The sequence below is a fragment of the Vibrio sp. THAF64 genome (genome assembly GCF_009363455.1).
Lineage (GTDB): Bacteria > Pseudomonadota > Gammaproteobacteria > Enterobacterales > Vibrionaceae > Vibrio > Vibrio coralliilyticus.
The window spans coordinates 1421530-1440886 of sequence record NZ_CP045356.1 but is presented as its reverse complement, the minus strand read 5'-3'; the positions used below and the strand labels follow the sequence as shown (position 1 = coordinate 1440886).

Here is a 19357-nt window from a genome sequence, read left to right as displayed (position 1 = left end):
TAGCGAGCTATCGAAAAGGCTTACCTCATGGGTAAGCCTTTAACAACTCAAGCGCCTTGTCAGCCAACGCTTCTGTGTAATCATTGATTTTCCAATGGCCGGGACTCCAACCTTTGACAAATCGATGAAAATCCGCCCATGCAATCGCAAATAACGGCCGCCAGCTTTGCTCGACATCGTTGGCATCAATGTCAGGCTTTAATTTGTTGAGTGCCCGTTTAAGGTGGGAAAAATAGGTATCCAGAATCCAGTTTTCCATTTCATCACACTGTTCCGGCTCAACCGCACTGCTCATGAACAGAGCGACATCTTTCATCGCACATCCCTGCCCAACATACTGAAAATCGACCGCTGCGGCTTCACTGCCATCAGAAGTAAAACAGAAATTAGCCAGTTTGGCATCACCATGAACCAGTGTCTGATATGGTGCTTGACGAAGCATTCGGTCAATTCGAACCGCAGCTTGTTTCAAAGGGGTATCATCTAGCGCTTCCAGCTCATCAGGCCTTGTATCTAGGTGCCAATAAGTACCGATGTCCCACAAGCCGTCTCCTCGCTCTCCAATATGTGAAGCATGAAACCAAGCAAGCCACTTTAGCGAGGCTTCCATTTGCACATGAGCCGCGTGTTGATGAGTTTGGGTATAACCCAATTGATGTAAGTCTTCCATCACCAGAAGGAGTTCCGTCCCTTGCTGTTCAACGACTATAGGCTTAGGTTGCGGACAATAACAATGGGCCACCTGAGCAAAGCTCTGATACCAATGCAGCTCAACCTGATAGGATTTCAGTTTACGTTGATGGGAGAGATCGCTATTCCAGCCTCTCGGATGATGGGAAGGTTTAGGCAATTGCACATGCTTGATAACAATACTGGTTTCATCTACATGGAGCCTGACCAATTCGCCATAGCCACTCCACAACGATTGCAAAACTTCAGTGCCTTTAAGTTCTGTATAACCTAAACGTTGACTCAAAGCTTGGTAGTCATAGGAGGTGCTCATGGCTGTTCCGCAAGCAAGTGGGACCATTCTGGATGACGGGACATATAATGCACAACGTAGCTACAGACAGGTTTGATTGTGACTCCAAGACGCTCAAGCTCTGGCAAGATCGTTTCCATCATCACTTTCCCATAGCCTTTGCCTTGCAAAGCTTCAGGTACTTTAGTTGATGTGATGACATAGACATTGTCATGTACCTCAAATTTCATAATGGCGTCATATTCTGCCTCTAGATGGACCCGAATCAGTGAGTTAGCCCTATCAAATGTTAACTTATGTGACATATTGACCTCTAAAATTGATACATAGATCGAAAATATTTGCTATTTTGATATTTGAACGAACAATAAAGCGCACATAGAATTTTAACCCTCTGGGAAAACGTAAGATCTTCCTAGAAAGAGAAACAAACCTACAGCCAAAACAATAACATGGTAGGTCCAACGGAGGCTAGATGAATACTCAGGCGGTTGCCAAGACAGACAAATCTTCACCTATGTCTTCAAGAGATAAGAGCGTTTCCACGCTGAACAGTACTGATGCCTTGGCGATGCTTGAGCATGGCGGAGAGCTAACAATGGGCATTACGACACCAGTCGGAACGACTTTCCGCTGCAAATCCACTTTTATTGGCACTCACTCGAAAAATTTTGTTTTGGCGGAACTGCCAAAAATATCCGACGACGACTTAGACTTTTTCTTCCAATCAGGCTTTTGGACTGCGGTGCGCGCAATTTCTCACCGAGGGGAAGGGGCGATAGTCCATTTCAGAAGCCAGCTTGAACACGTAATGACAGAGCCAATACCTATGGTTGCTCTAACTATTCCTAACGCTATGCAAGTCACCCAGCTACGCAAAGAACCAAGGTATGACGTAAATCTTGCAGCACGTGTGGTTGCATCAACGCATAAGCTTGATTGTCAGATTCGAGACCTGTCAAAAAGTGGTTGCCGCTTTGTCACAGCGCCATTAAGTCGCCCGTTTCAGGTTGGTGATGATATTGCCTTGGAAGTGCATTCTGGTATGGGGAAATCAAGTAAGTTTGAGCCTTTATTTGGCAAGATATGTAATCTGCAAAGCTCGCTGCATTACGCACGTTACGGTGTCCAATTCGATGAAAACGGAACCACCAATGCCAAGCACTTGCTGGCGAACCTGAAATTTGATGGTTCTAAACTGACACTGCGTTAGGTTTTTCTAAAAACATGGCAATAAAAAAGGCTTGGTGATTAACCAAGCCTTTTTAACGTCTGATAAACGTTAAGTGCGATATTGCTTAAGGATATCAGCCAGTGAAATGGACGCCTGAGTCAGGTTAGCGACACCTTTTGAAGACTGCTCAGCCACACTGCGGATAGTATTAGACTGAGTACGGATATCACTCAGCTCAGAAGCAATGTCATTTGCCACCGCACTCTGCTCTTCCGCGGAGGTAGAAATCTGAATACTCATATCCATGATACCGCGCGCCGATTCGGAAATAGATTGCACATCACTGCCAATGTCTTCAATTAAATCGCTACTGGTGCGAGCTTGCTCTACAGTCTGTTCAGTAATCGAAGCAATGTTTTGGCTTTCTGCCTGCAATTTTTCAATCATTGACTGAATCTCAACGGTTGCTGCCTGAGTACGGCTAGCTAGAGTACGAACCTCATCCGCTACCACTGCAAACCCTCGGCCTTGCTCACCTGCGCGCGCCGCTTCAATCGCAGCATTGAGTGCCAGCAGATTCGTTTGCTCTGAAATCGCATTGATCGTCGTGATCACCTCATTAATTTGAGTCGTGTTGTCATTCAGCGTTGCAACAGAGCTGGAAGCTTGCTCGATATAGCTCGACAGTTTATCAATCTCGTTGATCGCAGACTGGACACGCTTGTGGCTGCCATCAATGTGTTGCGAATCTTGCTCCGTTTGCCCCATGGCTTGCTGTGAAATGTTGGACACTTCTTTCGCAGAAGCAGTCATCTCTTCCATCGCTGTCGCAACAGAATCTAAAGATGCATACTGGTTGCTAATCTGAGACTCACTCAACTTCATCTCTTCTTCAAACGAAGCAGAGGTTTCACTTAGTGTATTGGCGTTCTCTTTAACATTGTTCACTAAGTCCGTGAGCGTATCCATTGCTTTATCAAGAGCGCAACCAATAGTACCGAACTCGTCTCGCCCTGGGTGGAAGCCCAAACGCGAAGTCAGATCGCCTTCGCCAATTTTTTGAGTTGTGGTGTAAAGCACCCATAACGCTCCACCAATAAACGTCGCAACCCAGTAACAAAATACCGCAAAAGGAATCACCCAAACAAAACTAAAGAAGAAACTGGATAGGGCTTGAGACCTAGCTTGCTGATCTTGTACCTGATTGTTTAAAGTCAGTTGATAAACATTGCCATCCTTACTGGTTTGAGACACAGTCACAATGCCGTTATTGTAAGCAGGCTTACTGACGCTAGAGACCTTGCCAATATTGGCTTGGCCAGCTATTGACGCTTCAGAACCCGTACTCAACATCCCATCGAGTTGATGACTCGCGGCTAAAATCGCCGTTTTCTCAATTTGTTCAATTTTAGAGTAATAATTTCCACCAGCGATGCTGCCAATAGCAACAAGAAAAATGGCAAAAATCACCCACATTTTGTCATTGATAGACATCTTAATAAAAAGCTTATCTATCGTTCTGAAATCTACTTCTTTCATGTTAATCCTGCCTCTTCTAACCAAGAACTCCCTATACGGAATGTTGGTTATATAAAACTATCGGCCTATAAGAGTAATTTATGAGACATGAATCAAGTAACAATGAAATGTAATACTATTGAAATGTCATTTATGAGATCTAACCCTTACTTATACGACCTGTCGTTCTGCAACAACTCGTTACATCCGCAACATTTAAGCAACTGATTGATTAGCGGTGATTGAGAAATTTCTACGGAAGATTTAGATTATTTGTACGCTATCAACAAGGAAAAGTGATGAAGATAATAGTAGACGAATTAGACCACCCTGATGTCATCCATTTACTGCAAGAACACTTGGCGGATATGAATGCGACATCGCCACCTGAGAGTGTTCACGCTCTGGATACATCTGCCTTAAAAGCCCCTGAAGTCACTTTTTGGACAGGCTGGAAAGAAGAGCAGCTCTTAGGTTGTGCCGCCATTAAAGAGCTGTCTGAGTCACATGCTGAGTTGAAATCAATGAGGACAACACCTAGCGCGCGAAATAAAGGCGTCGCCTCAGCTCTTCTTCAGTATGCCATTGAACAGGCAAAACTGAGAGGCTATCAGCGGATTAGTCTAGAAACAGGCTCGATGTCCTTCTTTAAGCCTGCCAGAGAACTGTATCAAAAGTTTGGCTTTGAATACTGCTCTCCCTTCGCTGACTACCAACCTGACCCAAATAGTAACTTTATGACTCTCGATCTAAACGAGCGTTAACCCGAGACCTGCTCAGCGACACGTGATTTCTTCAACAGCTGGACAGGAGAGAACCCCGTTACAAGCATAGTACCAGACAATACAAGTACGGTTCCGGCAAAGGTATTGAGTCCTATCGGCTCGTCAAGGATCAACGATCCCCACATAATGCCAAACACCGGGATCAAAAATGTTACCGACAGTGCAGATGCCGCCCCTTCATCAGCCACTAGTCGGAAATAGAGCAGATAAGCCACACCTGTACAGACCACACCCAGCGCAACCACAGACAACATTTCATGGGTGCTTGGCTCACCTTGCATCGGGACAAATGGAAGCAAAGGTAATATCCACAGAACGGCCGCCCACATGTTTCCGTGCGCATTTTCAAATGCAGCTACTTTAGGAGCTGTTTTGGTATAGTTGGTCGCAATTCCATAACAGCAAGCTGCCATGACACCTGCGGCAATGGGTAGTGCTGCGCTAATACCAATGTTCACCGCATCCCAGCCGACTAGCACAACAACGCCACTCACACCAAGCAACATGCCAAATATCGCTTTACCGGTCAGAAGGGATTTATGCCAGAAAACGCCAATCAGTGCTCCCCAAATCGCCGCCGTTGAGTTCAGAACGGACAAAGTCGATGCATTGAGCGTTTGAGCGGCGTAAGCGAACAATAAAAAAGGTAACGCCGTATTAAACAAGCCGATGATCATGAAGTGTTTAAAGTGATTTCTGAAAGCTAATTTCTTGCGTAGATAAAGAGAGACTAGAAACAAACTGATCGCAGCAAAACCCACTCTGAACTCAATCAAATAGGCTGGACCAAACGTATTGGCGGCAATCTTCATAAACAGAAAAGAGCCACCCCAAATTGCAGCGAGACAGATTAAGCGCAGGAAACTAGCGGTAGACATGATTTATCCCTCTTATTGTTTGCGCCTAATGTGAATCAATTGTTAAGCAGAATCAATCATAAATTGCATTACATTTCCGAAAATGGCCATATTCTGAGTTAACGCATTTCATACGCTTGCTTCGAGAGTATCACAATGAATTTAAAGACTATTTTTTAGGTCGGTTTGGGTCAGTTAAATAGATTCATCTCGTTCAAAATCGCAACGCGAATACCGATGCCCACTACATGTCCGTGCGACGAGAATATGCAACTGGAGAGTCTGTATAAAAACAAAGCCCCTTAACAAGTAAGGGGCCGCATATCATGCTTTGTCGATATTAGATTGAGAAAAATCGAGCTTCTCTTTAATTGCAGGTTGAGCGTCATTCTCTGGTTGAGGGTCACTGCCATCATCTGGAGAAACCAGAGGCTCTTGAGAAAGATCCAATTCGAGCTCCTCAGTAGCCTGGCTACCAAGTACCTCTTTCTCTTCAAGGGGAATATTGCGCTTATATAACTTGTTGAGCGCTTTAATCACAGCGTGCTTGCTGACTTTCTTATCTTTAATTTTCTTTAGGATAGGCTTAGATAAAGATTGCAAACCCACAACCGTATCCACACCAAGGTTTAATGCTACTTGGTCACGCAATACTCTTGCAGGCTCATGACCTAACTGCCCAGCCAAGAACAACCAAATATAAGCAATCGCATTGCCATTTGGACGATGATTCATCCAAGCTTCACCAGCATTATACATAGCGTCGGTGTAACCTTTTTCGGCCGCGCGTTCGAGCCAGTAACACCCTCTGGCATGATTAGACGCCACGCCAATACCGTGAATGTAGTTCAACCCAAGCTTCATACGCCCTTCATTGTTTCGCAACGCGGCGGCTTTCTGATAATACTCGGTGGATAGACTTGGCTTAGGTTCAGGGTTATGCGGTGACGCATACCAGTCACCCAGAAATATCAGGGCGTCGACATAATTCTGCTCTGCAGCCTGCTTCAATATTTGAATCGCTTTACCAATGTTCTGATCCGTTCCTCGACCATGGAATAAAGCTGTCGCCATTTCAAATTTATGGGGGATGCTGCCTTCCATCGCAGGAATACATGTTTGCCAGAATTTAGCTTCTTCTCTCAGCACTAAGTCCTGATTCATCTTATTACTGATGCGAACAACACCGTACATGCCAGTGACGTTGTCCAGCCGCGCTGCTTTGTTGTACCAGTACAGTGCTTCTTTCAGTCTTGAACGTTCAGCTTCCTTAGCCAAAAACAGTATGGTCGGGATATGGCCACTCTCGGCCTTATGAATCCGATCTTCATGTTCTTGCTTACGGTTTTTTTCCATTGCTTTCCGGTAAGCGATTTCACGCTCTTTACGCTCTTGCTCCAGTCGTTTCTTACGCAGCTGAAGTGCAAGCATCCACATGAACATGCAAAGCAGTAACAAACCGGTCGCCCCGATGGCGATCCCTATAACATTCATCTATATCTTTTCTTCACCTTCGACTGGCGTTTTGTCGTATGAAATTCTTGTCGGCCAGCCACAACAAAAGTTGAGGATTTATACCATCTTTCTCTAATTGTACCTCACTCCAATGATTGGTTGATGAATAAAATACAAAACATGTCACAGGAGCAAACATTTACATGCTTAATTTTCGAAATAAATTTATATTGTCAGTGACAGGTGCTTTTTGAGAAAAGACCGCTAATGATTCCCCTAAATGAAAAGAAAAGTGAAAAATTGACCAAAAACAATAGCCGTTCCAACAAACTTATTTTATAATGCAAATTAATGTTTCAGAGCATCATAATTCCAATACTAGGGGCAACCAATGAGACTAATCCCGTTAAATAAAGCTGCACAGGTAGGTAAATGGGCTGCGGCGCACATTGCTAAACGCATTAACAACTTTGAGCCAAGTGCTGATCGTCCGTTTGTACTAGGTTTACCAACCGGCGGTACACCGCTTGCTACGTATAAAGCGCTTATCGAACTGTACCAAGCTGGTGAAGTAAGCTTTAAACACGTTGTAACGTTTAACATGGATGAGTACATTGGCATTCCAGCTGATCACCCTGAGTCGTATCGCTCGTTCATGTACAGTAACTTCTTCAATCATATTGATATTCAGGAAGAGAACATTAACCTGCTAGACGGTAATGCGGCTAATCACGAAGCCGAGTGTCAGCGCTATGAAGACAAAATTAAGTCTTATGGGCGCATCAACCTGTTTATGGGTGGTGTTGGTAATGATGGTCATATAGCGTTCAACGAGCCTGCGTCTTCATTGTCTTCTCGCACCCGTATTAAGACACTGACAGAAGACACCCGTATTGCAAACTCACGCTTCTTCGATGGTGATATCAATCAAGTTCCTAAATACGCTCTGACTATCGGCGTAGGTACTCTGTTAGACGCAGAAGAAATTATGATTTTGGTTACTGGCCATAATAAAGCACTGGCATTAGAAGCCGCCGTAGAAGGCAGCGTCAATCACCTATGGACAGTCTCTGCGCTTCAGCTACACCCTAAATCTGTCATTGTGTGTGATGAGCCTTCGACACAAGAATTGAAGGTGAAGACAGTGAAATACTTCACAGAGCTTGAAGCAGAAAACATCAAGGGTTTCTGATTCATCAAACAAGCTTAAGTAAGCCAGTAAAAGATAATAAATCCGATGTATAAAGCATCGGATTTTTATTTTCTAACCTATCGAAACCTTAGAGGTGGTTTCTTGAACATACCGGTTAGCCATCTAGACAGTTAGCTTTCCAACTTTATTATCAACAGGTATAATCTTTGCCCTAACATCTACAATCAATTAAAAGTCAATCAGAATAAGAACTTGTGTCAGTTCTTTGAATAATTGAGACAAAATAGGATTATCTATGAATCTATCAGCTAAAACTGTGGTTGTGATTGCAATCGGTGCTGCATTATACGGTATCGGTGGATTACCAATGTTTGGCATTCCGGTATTCGCTAACACCACACTAAAGCCAGCAATGGCAGTGCTGGCACTATTTTCAGTTCTGTTCGGCCCTTTGGTTGGCTTCCTAGTAGGGTTCATTGGACACTGGGTTACAGACCTTTTTGCTGGCTGGGGGGTATGGCTGACTTGGGTATTGGGCTCAGGCATTGTTGGTATGGTGATTGGCTTCTTCCCTCGCCTGACCCAAAATCGAATCTCAAAGGGCGAATTCAGCCTCAGAGATTTCTCTTTGTTCATAATTCTCGCGCTCATCGGTAACATTGTTGGTTACGGATGTTCCGCATTTCTCGATACAGTACTTTATGCCGAACCTTTCACTAAAGTCTTTACCCAGCTGACGATTATTGCTGCGGGTAACACAGTCCTGATTGCGGTGGTAGGCTATTTCATTCTCAAGTCTGTCGCTAAACGAAACAAACAAAGCCGCAATCTGACAGAGGCTTAATCGGCAATGACCATCGAATTTTCTGACTTCTCTTTTAGGTACGAGTCACTGGATAGACCGACGCTAAAACATATCAATCTAAGGATAGAGAAAGGAGAGAAAATCGTCATTATTGGCCCGAGTGGTAGTGGAAAATCTACGCTAGGCCAATGCCTTAACGGGCTTATCCCCCATTCCATTTCCGGCGAGATATCCGGTTCTTTGGCCTTGAATGGTCAGGACGCATCACAATGGGAACTACACCAGTTTACCGAGCAGATAGGCACTGTTCTTCAAGATACCGACAGCCAGTTTGTTGGCCTTAGTGTCGGTGAAGATATCGCCTTCGCTCTCGAGAACCAGTTGGTATCGAATATCGACATGTACCCAGTCGTTAAATCAACGGCTCGAATGGTAGAGCTTGAAGATATGCTTACCCGTTCTCCCCATGATTTATCGGGCGGACAGAAGCAGCGTGTTTCTCTAGCGGGCATTCTCGTCGATGACGTCGATACACTACTGTTCGATGAGCCTCTTGCAGCGTTAGACCCTAAGACAGGCCGCAAGACTATTGAAATCATTGACCAACTTCATAAAGAGAGCGGCAAAACCACCATCATCATTGAACATAGGCTGGAGGATGTTCTCCATCGCTCTGTAGATAGAATTATCCTGATGGAACAAGGGGAAATCGTAGCGGATATGACGCCAGATGCCCTACTCGCATCATCACTTCTGGAAAAACACGGAATCCGCGAGCCCTTGTATTTGTCTGCACTTAAAGCAGCCAACGTTGTACTCAGTGATGAGGACAAACCATCCACATTAGGTGGAATTAATCTTGAGCAACATGCCAAGCAATTCTCTCATTGGCAATGCGACCTGGCAGTAGCATCAGCACAATCAAACACACCCTTACTTTCCATTAATAATTTGACTTATTCCTATGATGGTGAAAAGAACGCTCTTGAAGGTGTGAGTTTCGATATTCATCAGGGCGAGTTTGTGTCGATTCTTGGTAAAAACGGCTCAGGTAAGTCAACCATCACCAAGTTAATCATGGGTGTCATCGAACCTGATGCCGGCAGTATAGAAATGCGCGGCCAAGATTTATCAACACTGTCCATATTTGAACGAAGCCAGAAAATTGGTGTGGTCATGCAGAACCCAAATCACATGATTTCACACCATATGATTTTTGATGAAATCGCATTCGGACTGCTCAACCAAGGTCTGAATGAAAAAGAGATTGAGCAGAAAGTACTTCGTGTGCTCGAACTATGCGGGCTAAACAAATATCGCCATTGGCCGATTTCAGCTCTGAGCTATGGACAGAAAAAGCGAGTCACTATTGCTTCTATTTTGGTTCTTGAACCGGAGCTGCTCATTCTTGATGAGCCGACGGCTGGCCAAGATTATCGCAACTACACATCAATGCTCGACTTTATCCAGACACTCAACAAGGAGCTAGGTATCACCGTTGTGATAATTTCTCACGACATGCACTTAGTCTTAGAGCATACTCAGCGCTCGATTGTAATAGCGGATAGCCGTTTGATTGCCGATGCCCCAATGACCCATGTATTTTCTCAACCTGACTTGCTCAACCAAGCTAACCTGACGACAACCAGTTTGTACGATATGGCGGTGAGGCTCGACGTTGCAGACAAAAACCAGTTTATGCAGCATTTCATAAAGCTGGAGCAGCGAGTCGCATGAATACCTCAAAAATGAAGTTTGGTATCAGTTATGTAGATACTCAATCTCCTTTGCATCAACTGAACGGCATCACAAAATTTCTGTTATTTATCGCTTGGGTCACGGTGGTGCTCACCACTTTCGATTTGCGCCTTATTTCAGCCCTGATAGCAGGCGGGTTATGGTTGCTAGCAAGCACCAAAGTGCCATTTAGAGTCTACAAACCGTTATTGATAGGAACAGGTGGAGTGCTGATGCTAAATGCACTCTTTATGTTCTTACTAGCGCCACAACAAGGTAGTGAGTTGCTGGGGAGTACGAACGTCATCCTTAACCTTCCTGGCCACTATGCATTAACACAGGAAACTCTGTTTTATTTGGTAACGGTGACTCTTAAGTACTTTAGCATGTTCCCAGTTGCGCTGGCGTTTGTCTTCACAACCCACCCAACTGAGTTTGCAGCGAGCCTTAACCGTATTGGCGTGCCTTATAAAATTGCATACGCCGTCAGCCTGACATTACGCTATCTACCTGAAGTAAAAAAAGATTTCATCAATATTATGCATGCCCAACAAGCACGAGGGTTGGATATATCCAAAACTGCGCCGCTATTTAGCCGAATGAAAAACGTCGCCAACATCCTTGGGCCATTGATCTTCTCTAGCTTGGAGCGAGCAGATGAAATCTCTAACGCAATGACACTGCGCGGATTTGGTCGCCACAAACGACGCAATTGGTATAGCCAGAAACCTCTTTCCCGCGCAGACAGATACTGTCTCACTGGTATCTTCGTCATTGTAACTCTAGCCATAGTCAAAAGAGCGCTAGAACCCCAGTTGTTCTGGTATCCATTCTAAATTCCTCTCTAAACCGAGCACTCTGCTCGGTTTTTATTATCTACTCTCTTTACGTTATTTTACTCGCTCACTACTCTCCTTTACACATCTGACGATAAAATTCATCATATAAATCATTGAGCAAGGATACGTCATGAAGATAAATTACATGGTCATCACCCTGATGGCCTATAGCATCTCTTGGACTAGTTCAGCCAGCCTGACCTACCCTATTGTTGATACAGGCCAAACAGAATGTTTTGGCATTAAACAAGCGTCTTCGACCTGCCCCACCTCTTCTGCCGACACTTTCGGTCAGGACGCACAATACGTTGGTAACCATCCCACATACCAAGCTAACATCGACGGCACCGTCACGGATAAGGTGACTGGGCTAGTTTGGTCGTCAACCACTGATATCAACAAAGACGGCAAGATCAACGCCGATGACAAGCTCAGTTATCAAGAAGCGCTTGAGTATGTAGACAAGTTACGTCTTGCTGGTTACGACGACTGGCGGTTACCTAGTATTAAAGAACTTTACTCGTTGATCTTATTTGATGGTCAAGATCCCAGCGGACTTAAGCAGACTGGCAATATCAAATTGGTGCCATTCATCGACGACCAGTACTTTGCAATGAACTCTGGAGACACACTATCAGGAGAGAGGCTCATTGACAGTCAGTTTGTATCGAGCACTAAGTATGTCTCAACAACAATGCGTGGAGATGAAACAGTATTTGGCGTTAACTTCATAGATGGTCGAATCAAAGGCTATGGTATTGAAAATCCACAAGGTGGTAAGAAAACCTTTTATGTTCTAGCTGTACGCGGCAATACTTTGTACGGTCAGAATCAATTCACAGACAACAAAAACGGCACGATCGAAGACACGGCTACTGGCCTGCTATGGCAACAAAGCGATAATAGAAAGAATGTTAAATTCCCAGAAGCCCTAAGCTACTGTCAGAACTTATCATTCGCAGGCCGAAGTGATTGGCGCTTACCAAATGCCAAAGAACTGCAATCCATTGTGGATTATTCTCGCTCTCCTAATACATCAAATTCTGCAGCTATAGATCCGATGTTCGAGACCACTACAATTCGCAATGAAGCAGGACAAACAGACTACGCCAACTATTGGAGCAGTACCACTCACCAGAATTTGCGCAATGGTGCCAATGCGGCTTATATCGCTTTTGGTCGTTCAATGGGATACATGAACAATCAATGGATAGATGTTCATGGTGCGGGTTCACAACGAAGTGATCCTAAGTCTGGCAGCAGCAACATGTACCCAACAGGTCATGGACCTCAGGGAGATGCGGTACGTGTTGAAAACATGGTGCGCTGTGTGGCAGGCGGTGATGTCCAGTTTGTGCAAAACCCACCTCAACATCAACGCATGGCTAAAGTTTTTACTAACAGTGGGACAAATACCCATTCTATGAAAAGTAGCCGCCCACAAAAAGGGGTCTCAGGCTCAGGAGGGTTACCGCCAAGAATGGATCGAAATGGTGACGGGAAACTTTCACGCAATGAGGTAAAAGGGCCGTTGAAAAAAGATTTTAGCCGCCTAGACCGGAATAACGACGGTTACCTCACACCAGATGAAATTCCCCCAAGACGCTAAGGCATAATAAAAGGGAGCGCCTGGTACAAAGGCGCTCCCTTTCTTCGTAATACTTTACTACAGTGTAAATTTTTGGCTCATCTGACAAAAGTTGAGCCCTTCAATTAAGCTTGCTACAGGCTCGAGACTACTTTTCTCAAACTGTACTCCGAATTTACAATAGCGGCTGGTCATTTTCACGTTTCTGACCACAGCTTCAAGCACTTGAGGCTCTGCAACTTTATCGGTTTCCGTAACTTGGATGCTCAATGAGATAAGATCACCAACTTTATGATTAGTCAGGTTGCGATCGACAACAATCAAGCAGCCATTACTCGAGATGTCGCGAATCTGACACTTAAAGTGATGAGATTGTGGAGCCAATACCCCTTCTAACGCTAACTCTAATCGAGCACTTTCTCTCAACCCAGCAGCAACCTGAGTCGCAGCAGGTAAAGTAATAAGAAATAGACTGTTACCTCCCGCTTCAATCACATATTCCAGCTTACTCTTAAAGTAAATTCTTGCGCCTTCACCAGCCTCAGAAATGACGCAGGCTTTGATCGCGTAACCGCGCTGAAAAAATACGGCCACTTCTTTGGGGGAAACCTTTGGCATCTCTAGCAGCATGAGGTTGTTTGAGTGGAGACCAATATATTTGGTTTTGCCTTTAAGGTTTTTGCCCGTTGGGGTGGTGATCAGGAATGCAACTTCACTCAAGGGCTTAACATCACGGAAAGCATCTTCACCATATTTGATGTTATCAGAAGGCGGTTTGGGAGCTTCTTTAGTCTGGGCAGCTTCAGCGGAAGATAGCTCGATCACTTCCGCTGTCTCGCTTTGCGTCGCTTCTGTCATTATTCTACTGTGTCCATATAAACCAACTCACATATACAGTTTATAAGCAATCACACGGTATCAGCAAGAAAAGTTAACATTAGATTTACATTAATTTATAATGCGCTTAAAAAAGAGTCGATTAGAAGAACAATCGAGATTATAATCTGGCTGAGTTTGGCTAAACTCACCACAAAATCAAACCGAAAAATTTAGGAGGATACGATGATTGTAGCAAGAACCCACCCGGCAGAATTAGTGAAGACCTCATAAGTAACAATAGGTTACAGACTTCCCTTCCTTTGCCCGGTGTAATCATACCGGGGTCTAATGACCCTAGCTGACAAATTAATGCAGAAACCCTTCTGCAGGTCTGGGGTATACAATGAATATCATTCCCAAGCAGCCGTTGAATTTGCCTCAACTTGGCTGGAATAACTTATTTCAACAACAACTGACACTTGAAGAACTTGAACACAGCCGCGTTGCGCGCGTAGTAGAGCACCATAGAAGTGGCTACAAGCTGCTCAGCGAAGATGGTGAAACGACGTTAGCCATCCATAAATCACTGCCGATGATGACTGTCGGTGACTGGCTTTTGTTAGACAAACAAGGTGGCTTCGAGCGTTTATTGGACCGCCAATCTTTGTTTGCTCGTAAAGCTGCTGGCAGCAAAGTCGCCGAGCAGCTGATTGCTGCAAACGTGTCCACTTTGTTTATCGTTTGTGCGCTTAACGATGATTTCAATCTAAGCCGTATTGAGCGCTATCTGGCCACTTCAAACGAAGCCGAGGTCGAGCCTGTCATCGTGTTAACAAAAGCTGACCTAGTCACTGATGCAGAAGAGAAGCGCCAACAAGTACAACAACTCGATCCTTTGCTTATGGTAGAAATGCTCAATGCTTTAGATGGAGAGCAATATACATCGCTAAGTAGTTGGTGTAAGTCAGGATCCACTGTCGCTTTCATGGGCTCCTCTGGTGTCGGAAAGTCGACTTTAGTCAATGGCTTACTAGGCGATTCTGTTCAGTTAACTGGAGGCATTCGAGAAAGTGACAGTAAAGGACGACACACCACCACTGGCCGTTCAATGCACTTCCTGCCAAGTGGCGGTGTCTTAATTGACACACCTGGAATGAGAGAATTGCAATTGTTCGACTGCGCGGATGGCGTGGCAGAAACCTTTTCAGATATCGAAGCGTTTGCGGAGAAATGTCGCTTCTCTGACTGCCAACACGACCGTGAACCTGGTTGTGCGGTAATAAATGCAATCGAGACAGGGCAATTAGAACAGCGAAGGCTGAATAATTATCTGAAGTTGATGCGCGAACAGCAAAGAAATAGCGCTACTTTAGCTGAGCGTCGCGCTTCTTATAAGCAGCAGACTAAGATGTACAGGAACATTCAAACGGCCAGCCGAAGTCGCAAACAAAGTTTGTAAATTTAAAAGGGGCTAAACGCCCCTTTTTTTGTACAATACTGACAACATAAATAACACAATATTCACATTTTGACATTTCCAATAATTTATCATGCTAAAAATCAATTAATTCTAGACACATTATATCAACACGCTAGTATTGTCCCACTCAGTTATCAATAACTGAAATTACTAGAAGTTTATAAAATAATTCATTGCAGGGATAACTATGCAACACAACTCTATCTTTGCCCGCTTTGCTCGCGGAAATCTGGTATTACAAATCTTAGCCGGTATCGTCCTCGGTGTAGGCTTGGCAACTGTATCTCCAGAATACGCACAAAGTGTTGGTTTACTCGGAAGCTTATTTGTCGGCGCATTAAAAGCCGTCGCCCCTATTCTTGTTTTTATTCTGGTTGCTGCATCAATCGCTAATCAGAAGAAAAATCAGCACACCTACATGCGTCCAATAGTGGTTCTGTACCTTTTCGGCACGCTGACCGCAGCGTTAACCGCAGTCGCACTTAGCTTCATGTTCCCGACCACATTGACACTGGTTTCTGGTGCTGAAGGTGCCACCCCACCTCAAGGTATCGGCGAAGTTATGAACACTCTGCTGTTCAAAATCGTTGATAACCCAGTGAGTGCACTGATGAATGCTAACTACATTGGCATTCTGGCATGGGCGATTGGTTTGGGCCTTGCACTTCACCATGCATCAGGCACAACTAAAGCAGTATTTGAAGACTTGAGCCACGGTGTCTCTCAAATCGTTCGCTTTATTATCCGTTTAGCACCATTTGGTATTTTTGGTCTGGTGTCTTCAACGCTAGCAACGACGGGTTTCGATGCTTTGGCAGGTTACGCGCAGCTACTAGGTGTACTGCTAAGCTCAATGTTGTTTATTGCACTAGTCGTAAACCCTATCATTGTTTTGGTCAAAACTGGCGAAAACCCTTACCCGCTTGTATTCCAATGTCTACGTGAAAGTGGCGTAACAGCCTTCTTCACACGTTCAAGTGCTGCGAATATTCCAGTAAACATGGCACTGTGTGAGAAACTAAAGCTTGATGAAGATACATATTCTGTCTCCATCCCGCTAGGTGCAACTATCAATATGGCTGGTGCGGCAATCACGATCACCACATTGACACTTGCAGCGGTTCATACAATGGGTATTGAAGTCGATATTCTGACCGCCTTACTTCTGAGTATCGTTGCTGCTGTTTCTGCATGTGGTGCTTCTGGTGTTGCAGGTGGATCACTGCTGCTAATCCCATTGGCCTGTGGCCTATTTGGTATTCCTAATGAAATCGCGATGCAGGTTGTTGCTGTAGGCTTCATCATCGGTGTAGTTCAAGACTCAGCTGAAACTGCACTCAACAGCTCGACAGACGTTGTCTTCACTGCAGCAGTATGTAAAGCGAAGCAAAAGCAGAACGCTTAATCTTCGTTGTTTACACACATATTAGAGCCCGGCTACATGCCGGGCTTTTTTTATTCCCTATCCACCACGTGTTCCATAGAAATCGTCGTAACAATTGCCTTTCAGGAAGTGTCTCCCAACCTTACATATTTCGTCACAAGCTAAAGACTAAACACTGTAGCTCATGTGGTTAAGCCAGATAAATCGACTTAGTTGGTAAATTAATTTCCATGGCTAATATCTGAACATATACTTAGTGACATAATGCTTATTAATTAACTGCCGTATTTAAGGAAGTTCTATGAGAGGTGTTGTTATCGCCTTTGTGCTTCTGTTTAGCACGCCCCTGTTCAGTGCAGAGTTGGTCGTCCGCATGGAAAACCAACAGCCTAAGACTTTGGTTTATGACCAACTGGTTTCCCAATACCCCCCAATCACCTTCACAACCCAGCTTCCATGGTACCCAGATGCCAATCAATTCACGGGCTTTAGAGTCTCTGACCTGCTCAAGCAGCTTGGTGTTGAAGACACGCTCGCGGTTTCATTCATTGCTCTTAATGATTATGCAGCCAGTACCACGATCGAAAACATCCTCAAGTATGACCCGATAGTTGCCTATAAAATGAATGGCGAGAAAATGAAGGTGCGAAATAAAGGCCCTTATTGGCTGGTCTTTAATTTAGATAAGTACCCTGAGATTGATAACACCGCTTTTCACTCTCAGATGGTGTGGCAAATTGACGAGATAAAGATTCACAGATATATCGATGAGAAATCCAACTAGAGTTCGTAGTTTTAACCAGATTCTATCTAGAGCTAAGGTATTACTGATCTTTCTCTCTGCGATACTGATCGTCGCCAATCTTTACTTTCTTTCTGCTACTCGAGACTTAGCCCACTCTTACAGTGAACAGCAAAACCAAGCTACGTGGTTTCTGTTTCAACTAACAAAAGAATTTTCTGAGCTGAGAGCCATCACTCCTTTAGCTGAAAAAGATGACGAGTTTTTAGATCTTACGATACTAAAATACGAACTCACTTGGAGTCGCTTCGATCTACTAATAAACAGCCGCGAAGCCGATACATTTATTGCATTGCCCGGAGCAAAGAGCTACTTCAAAACCTTGTTTGAGCAATTTAAGAGCTTGGAGCACAAAATAGAGCGGTTACCTGAAGATCGAGGACTGGCTCACAGCCTCGCAAAAGACTTCGAATATCAATACATGTCGATGATCAACTACGTAAATACGAACTTTCGTATTAAGAGTCCGCTATACCAATCTCAAATGAAGCAAGCTCAGACAATAACACATGCGCAATTCGTCCTGATGATGCTACTTTTTGCCTGTGTTGGTGTCGTCAGCTATATCATCCACAAGGAAGCGCTATTTCATAAGCAAGCATCCCTGACTGACTCTCTGACAGGGATTGCGAATCGCTTAGCATTCATGAGGCAACTGACTGATTACATCGAACAGAACACTGAATTCTCACTGATTTTGCTCGATCTCAACGGTTTCAAAAAAATCAATGATTCCCACGGCCATCAAGCAGGCGACCTCGCGTTGAGGATCGTCTCTGCGCGTTTGGTCGAACTAATGAGTCGTCACAATCTATCCGTATTCAGGATTGGTGGTGATGAATTCGCGGTTCTCACCAACTCAGCAGATGAAACCACCATCAAACAACTGTCGGAGTCCATCAATCGCTGCTTTGACGACAGTATTACTATTCAGAACCAGAAGGTCTATCTTTCCACTAGTCTAGGAATTGCAACCTATCCACACGACGCTACCAGCCTTAACCAACTGATTTCCATTGCCGATCAGAGTATGTACCAAAAGAAGTTCTCTACCAAAAGCGGTGACGGCAACGTATTTAGCCTCAAAAGACACTAGCAATAGTCCCAACCCCGAGACATAAAAAAGCCCCTCTCGAAGAGGGGCAAAGTACCATCGCTTATTGTTATAGTGATAATGCCAGTAAAACGGTTAGGTGATTAACCGAAATCACCATTTACATATCCCTTAGTGCGGTCATCTTTTGGTTCGCTAAAGATAACCTGAGTGTCATCGTGCTCCACCAACTCTCCCATCAGGAAGAAAGCCGTACGGTCTGAGATACGACGAGCTTGCTGCATGGAGTGAGTCACGATAACAATTGTGTAGTTTTTCTTGAGTTCTTCCATCAACTCTTCAATTTTGTGTGTCGCAATTGGGTCAAGGGCAGACGTTGGTTCATCCATCAAGATGACATCTGGTTCCATCGCAATCGTACGAGCGATACACAAACGCTGCTGCTGACCACCAGAAAGACCAAATGCGTGTGATTTCAAACGATCTTTGACTTCATCCCAAAGTGCAGCACCACGTAAAGAGCGCTCGACTACGTCATCAATGTGCTTTTTATCCTTGATGCCCTGTGCACGTAACCCGTATGCCACGTTTTCGTAAATGCTCATTGGGAATGGGTTTGGCTTTTGGAAAACCATACCAACTTTGATACGCAGGTCTGCTACATCGATGTTGCCATAAATGTTTGTACCGTCCATATCCAACTTACCCGTAATCTTCACGCCTTCAATTAGGTCATTCATACGGTTAAGGCAACGAAGTAGTGTAGACTTACCACAGCCTGAAGGGCCGATAAGCGCTGTAACTTGGCGTACAGGAATAGGTAGGTTAATGGATTTCAGGGCTTGGTTTTCGCCGTAAAACAGATCTAGGTTTTCAATATCAAATTTGTTCATGTTCTCAATCTCTTAAATCTAAAATTCGTGTT

18 protein-coding genes are annotated in these 19357 nt (G+C 44.4%); 11 read left to right on the top strand and 7 right to left on the bottom strand.

The features are described from left to right. Positions 1–25: 25 nt before the first annotated feature. Positions 26–1003 carry a phosphotransferase gene (locus FIU99_RS22990; RefSeq protein WP_006961568.1) on the bottom strand — a complete coding sequence of 326 codons (978 nt, stop codon included), beginning with the start codon at positions 1001–1003 and terminating at the stop codon, positions 26–28. Further along, a complete protein-coding gene (locus FIU99_RS22985; RefSeq protein ID WP_039952178.1) occupies positions 1000–1287 on the bottom strand; it encodes a GNAT family N-acetyltransferase in 288 nt (95 codons plus the stop codon). The genes FIU99_RS22990 and FIU99_RS22985 overlap by 4 nt, the downstream gene beginning before the upstream one ends. A gap of 170 nt (positions 1288–1457) precedes the next feature. Between FIU99_RS22985 and FIU99_RS22980 the strand changes: the two genes are divergently transcribed. Then, a complete protein-coding gene (locus FIU99_RS22980; protein WP_006961570.1) occupies positions 1458–2195 on the top strand; it encodes a flagellar brake protein in 738 nt (245 codons plus the stop codon). Positions 2196–2264: 69 nt separating this feature from the next. On the opposite strand, the gene FIU99_RS22975 is transcribed toward FIU99_RS22980, so the two are convergent. Next, positions 2265–3695, bottom strand: a complete 1431-nt coding sequence (locus FIU99_RS22975) for a methyl-accepting chemotaxis protein (protein ID WP_006961571.1) — start codon at positions 3693–3695, stop codon at positions 2265–2267. Positions 3696–3973: 278 nt separating this feature from the next. Here FIU99_RS22975 and FIU99_RS22970 point away from each other — a divergent pair, with 278 nt between their 5' ends. Continuing rightward, the gene (locus FIU99_RS22970) at positions 3974–4438 is read left to right on the top strand and encodes a GNAT family N-acetyltransferase (protein ID WP_006961572.1); all 465 of its coding nucleotides are present in this window, start codon (positions 3974–3976) and stop codon (positions 4436–4438) included. On the opposite strand, the gene FIU99_RS22965 is transcribed toward FIU99_RS22970, so the two are convergent. Both FIU99_RS22965 and FIU99_RS22960 read right to left on the bottom strand, forming a co-directional pair. After that, positions 4435–5337 (bottom strand): DMT family transporter, encoded by a 903-nt coding sequence (locus FIU99_RS22965; RefSeq protein ID WP_006961573.1) that lies wholly within the window; start codon positions 5335–5337, stop codon positions 4435–4437. The two genes, FIU99_RS22970 and FIU99_RS22965, sit on opposite strands and share 4 nt — an antisense overlap. A 303-nt stretch (positions 5338–5640) precedes the next feature. After that, positions 5641–6810 carry a tetratricopeptide repeat protein gene (locus tag FIU99_RS22960; protein ID WP_006961574.1) on the bottom strand — a complete coding sequence of 390 codons (1170 nt, stop codon included), beginning with the start codon at positions 6808–6810 and terminating at the stop codon, positions 5641–5643. A gap of 352 nt (positions 6811–7162) precedes the next feature. Here FIU99_RS22960 and nagB point away from each other — a divergent pair, with 352 nt between their 5' ends. From nagB to FIU99_RS22935, 5 genes are all read left to right on the top strand, one after another. After that, a complete protein-coding gene (gene nagB / locus FIU99_RS22955; protein WP_006961575.1) occupies positions 7163–7963 on the top strand; it encodes a glucosamine-6-phosphate deaminase in 801 nt (266 codons plus the stop codon). 256 nt (positions 7964–8219) lie between these two features. Beyond that, complete coding sequence (locus FIU99_RS22950; RefSeq protein ID WP_006961576.1) at positions 8220–8768, top strand: ECF-type riboflavin transporter substrate-binding protein; 549 nt, start codon at positions 8220–8222, stop codon at positions 8766–8768. 6 nt (positions 8769–8774) lie between these two features. After that, entirely contained in the window at positions 8775–10466 is a 1692-nt protein-coding gene (locus FIU99_RS22945) for an ABC transporter ATP-binding protein (RefSeq protein WP_006961577.1), read from the top strand. After that, positions 10463–11302, top strand: a complete 840-nt coding sequence (locus tag FIU99_RS22940; protein ID WP_006961578.1) for an energy-coupling factor transporter transmembrane protein EcfT — start codon at positions 10463–10465, stop codon at positions 11300–11302. The genes FIU99_RS22945 and FIU99_RS22940 overlap by 4 nt, the downstream gene beginning before the upstream one ends. A gap of 133 nt (positions 11303–11435) precedes the next feature. Next, positions 11436–12914: a DUF1566 domain-containing protein gene (locus FIU99_RS22935; RefSeq protein WP_006961579.1), complete on the top strand. Its 1479-nt coding sequence runs from the start codon at positions 11436–11438 to the stop codon at positions 12912–12914. 57 nt (positions 12915–12971) lie between these two features. On the opposite strand, the gene FIU99_RS22930 is transcribed toward FIU99_RS22935, so the two are convergent. After that, on the bottom strand, positions 12972–13751 hold the full coding sequence (locus tag FIU99_RS22930; protein ID WP_006961580.1) for a PilZ domain-containing protein: 780 nt from the start codon (positions 13749–13751) through the stop codon (positions 12972–12974). A 364-nt stretch (positions 13752–14115) separates the two neighbouring features. On the opposite strand from FIU99_RS22930, the gene rsgA reads away from it, so the two are divergent. The 4 genes from rsgA to FIU99_RS22910 all read left to right on the top strand — a co-directional run bounded on the left by rsgA (position 14116) and on the right by FIU99_RS22910 (position 18474). Continuing rightward, positions 14116–15171 (top strand): ribosome small subunit-dependent GTPase A, encoded by a 1056-nt coding sequence (gene rsgA / locus FIU99_RS22925; RefSeq protein ID WP_006961581.1) that lies wholly within the window; start codon positions 14116–14118, stop codon positions 15169–15171. A 208-nt stretch (positions 15172–15379) separates the two neighbouring features. Beyond that, on the top strand, positions 15380–16597 hold the full coding sequence (sstT, locus tag FIU99_RS22920; RefSeq protein ID WP_006961582.1) for a serine/threonine transporter SstT: 1218 nt from the start codon (positions 15380–15382) through the stop codon (positions 16595–16597). A gap of 280 nt (positions 16598–16877) precedes the next feature. Then, on the top strand, positions 16878–17360 hold the full coding sequence (locus FIU99_RS22915; protein WP_006961583.1) for a molybdopterin-dependent oxidoreductase: 483 nt from the start codon (positions 16878–16880) through the stop codon (positions 17358–17360). Continuing rightward, positions 17344–18474 (top strand): GGDEF domain-containing protein, encoded by a 1131-nt coding sequence (locus FIU99_RS22910; RefSeq protein WP_006961584.1) that lies wholly within the window; start codon positions 17344–17346, stop codon positions 18472–18474. The genes FIU99_RS22915 and FIU99_RS22910 overlap by 17 nt, the downstream gene beginning before the upstream one ends. Positions 18475–18575: 101 nt before the next feature. Here FIU99_RS22910 and pstB read toward each other — a convergent pair whose 3' ends face one another. After that, positions 18576–19325 carry a phosphate ABC transporter ATP-binding protein PstB gene (gene pstB / locus FIU99_RS22905; RefSeq protein ID WP_006961585.1) on the bottom strand — a complete coding sequence of 250 codons (750 nt, stop codon included), beginning with the start codon at positions 19323–19325 and terminating at the stop codon, positions 18576–18578. Between the last annotated feature and the right edge of the window lie 32 nt (positions 19326–19357).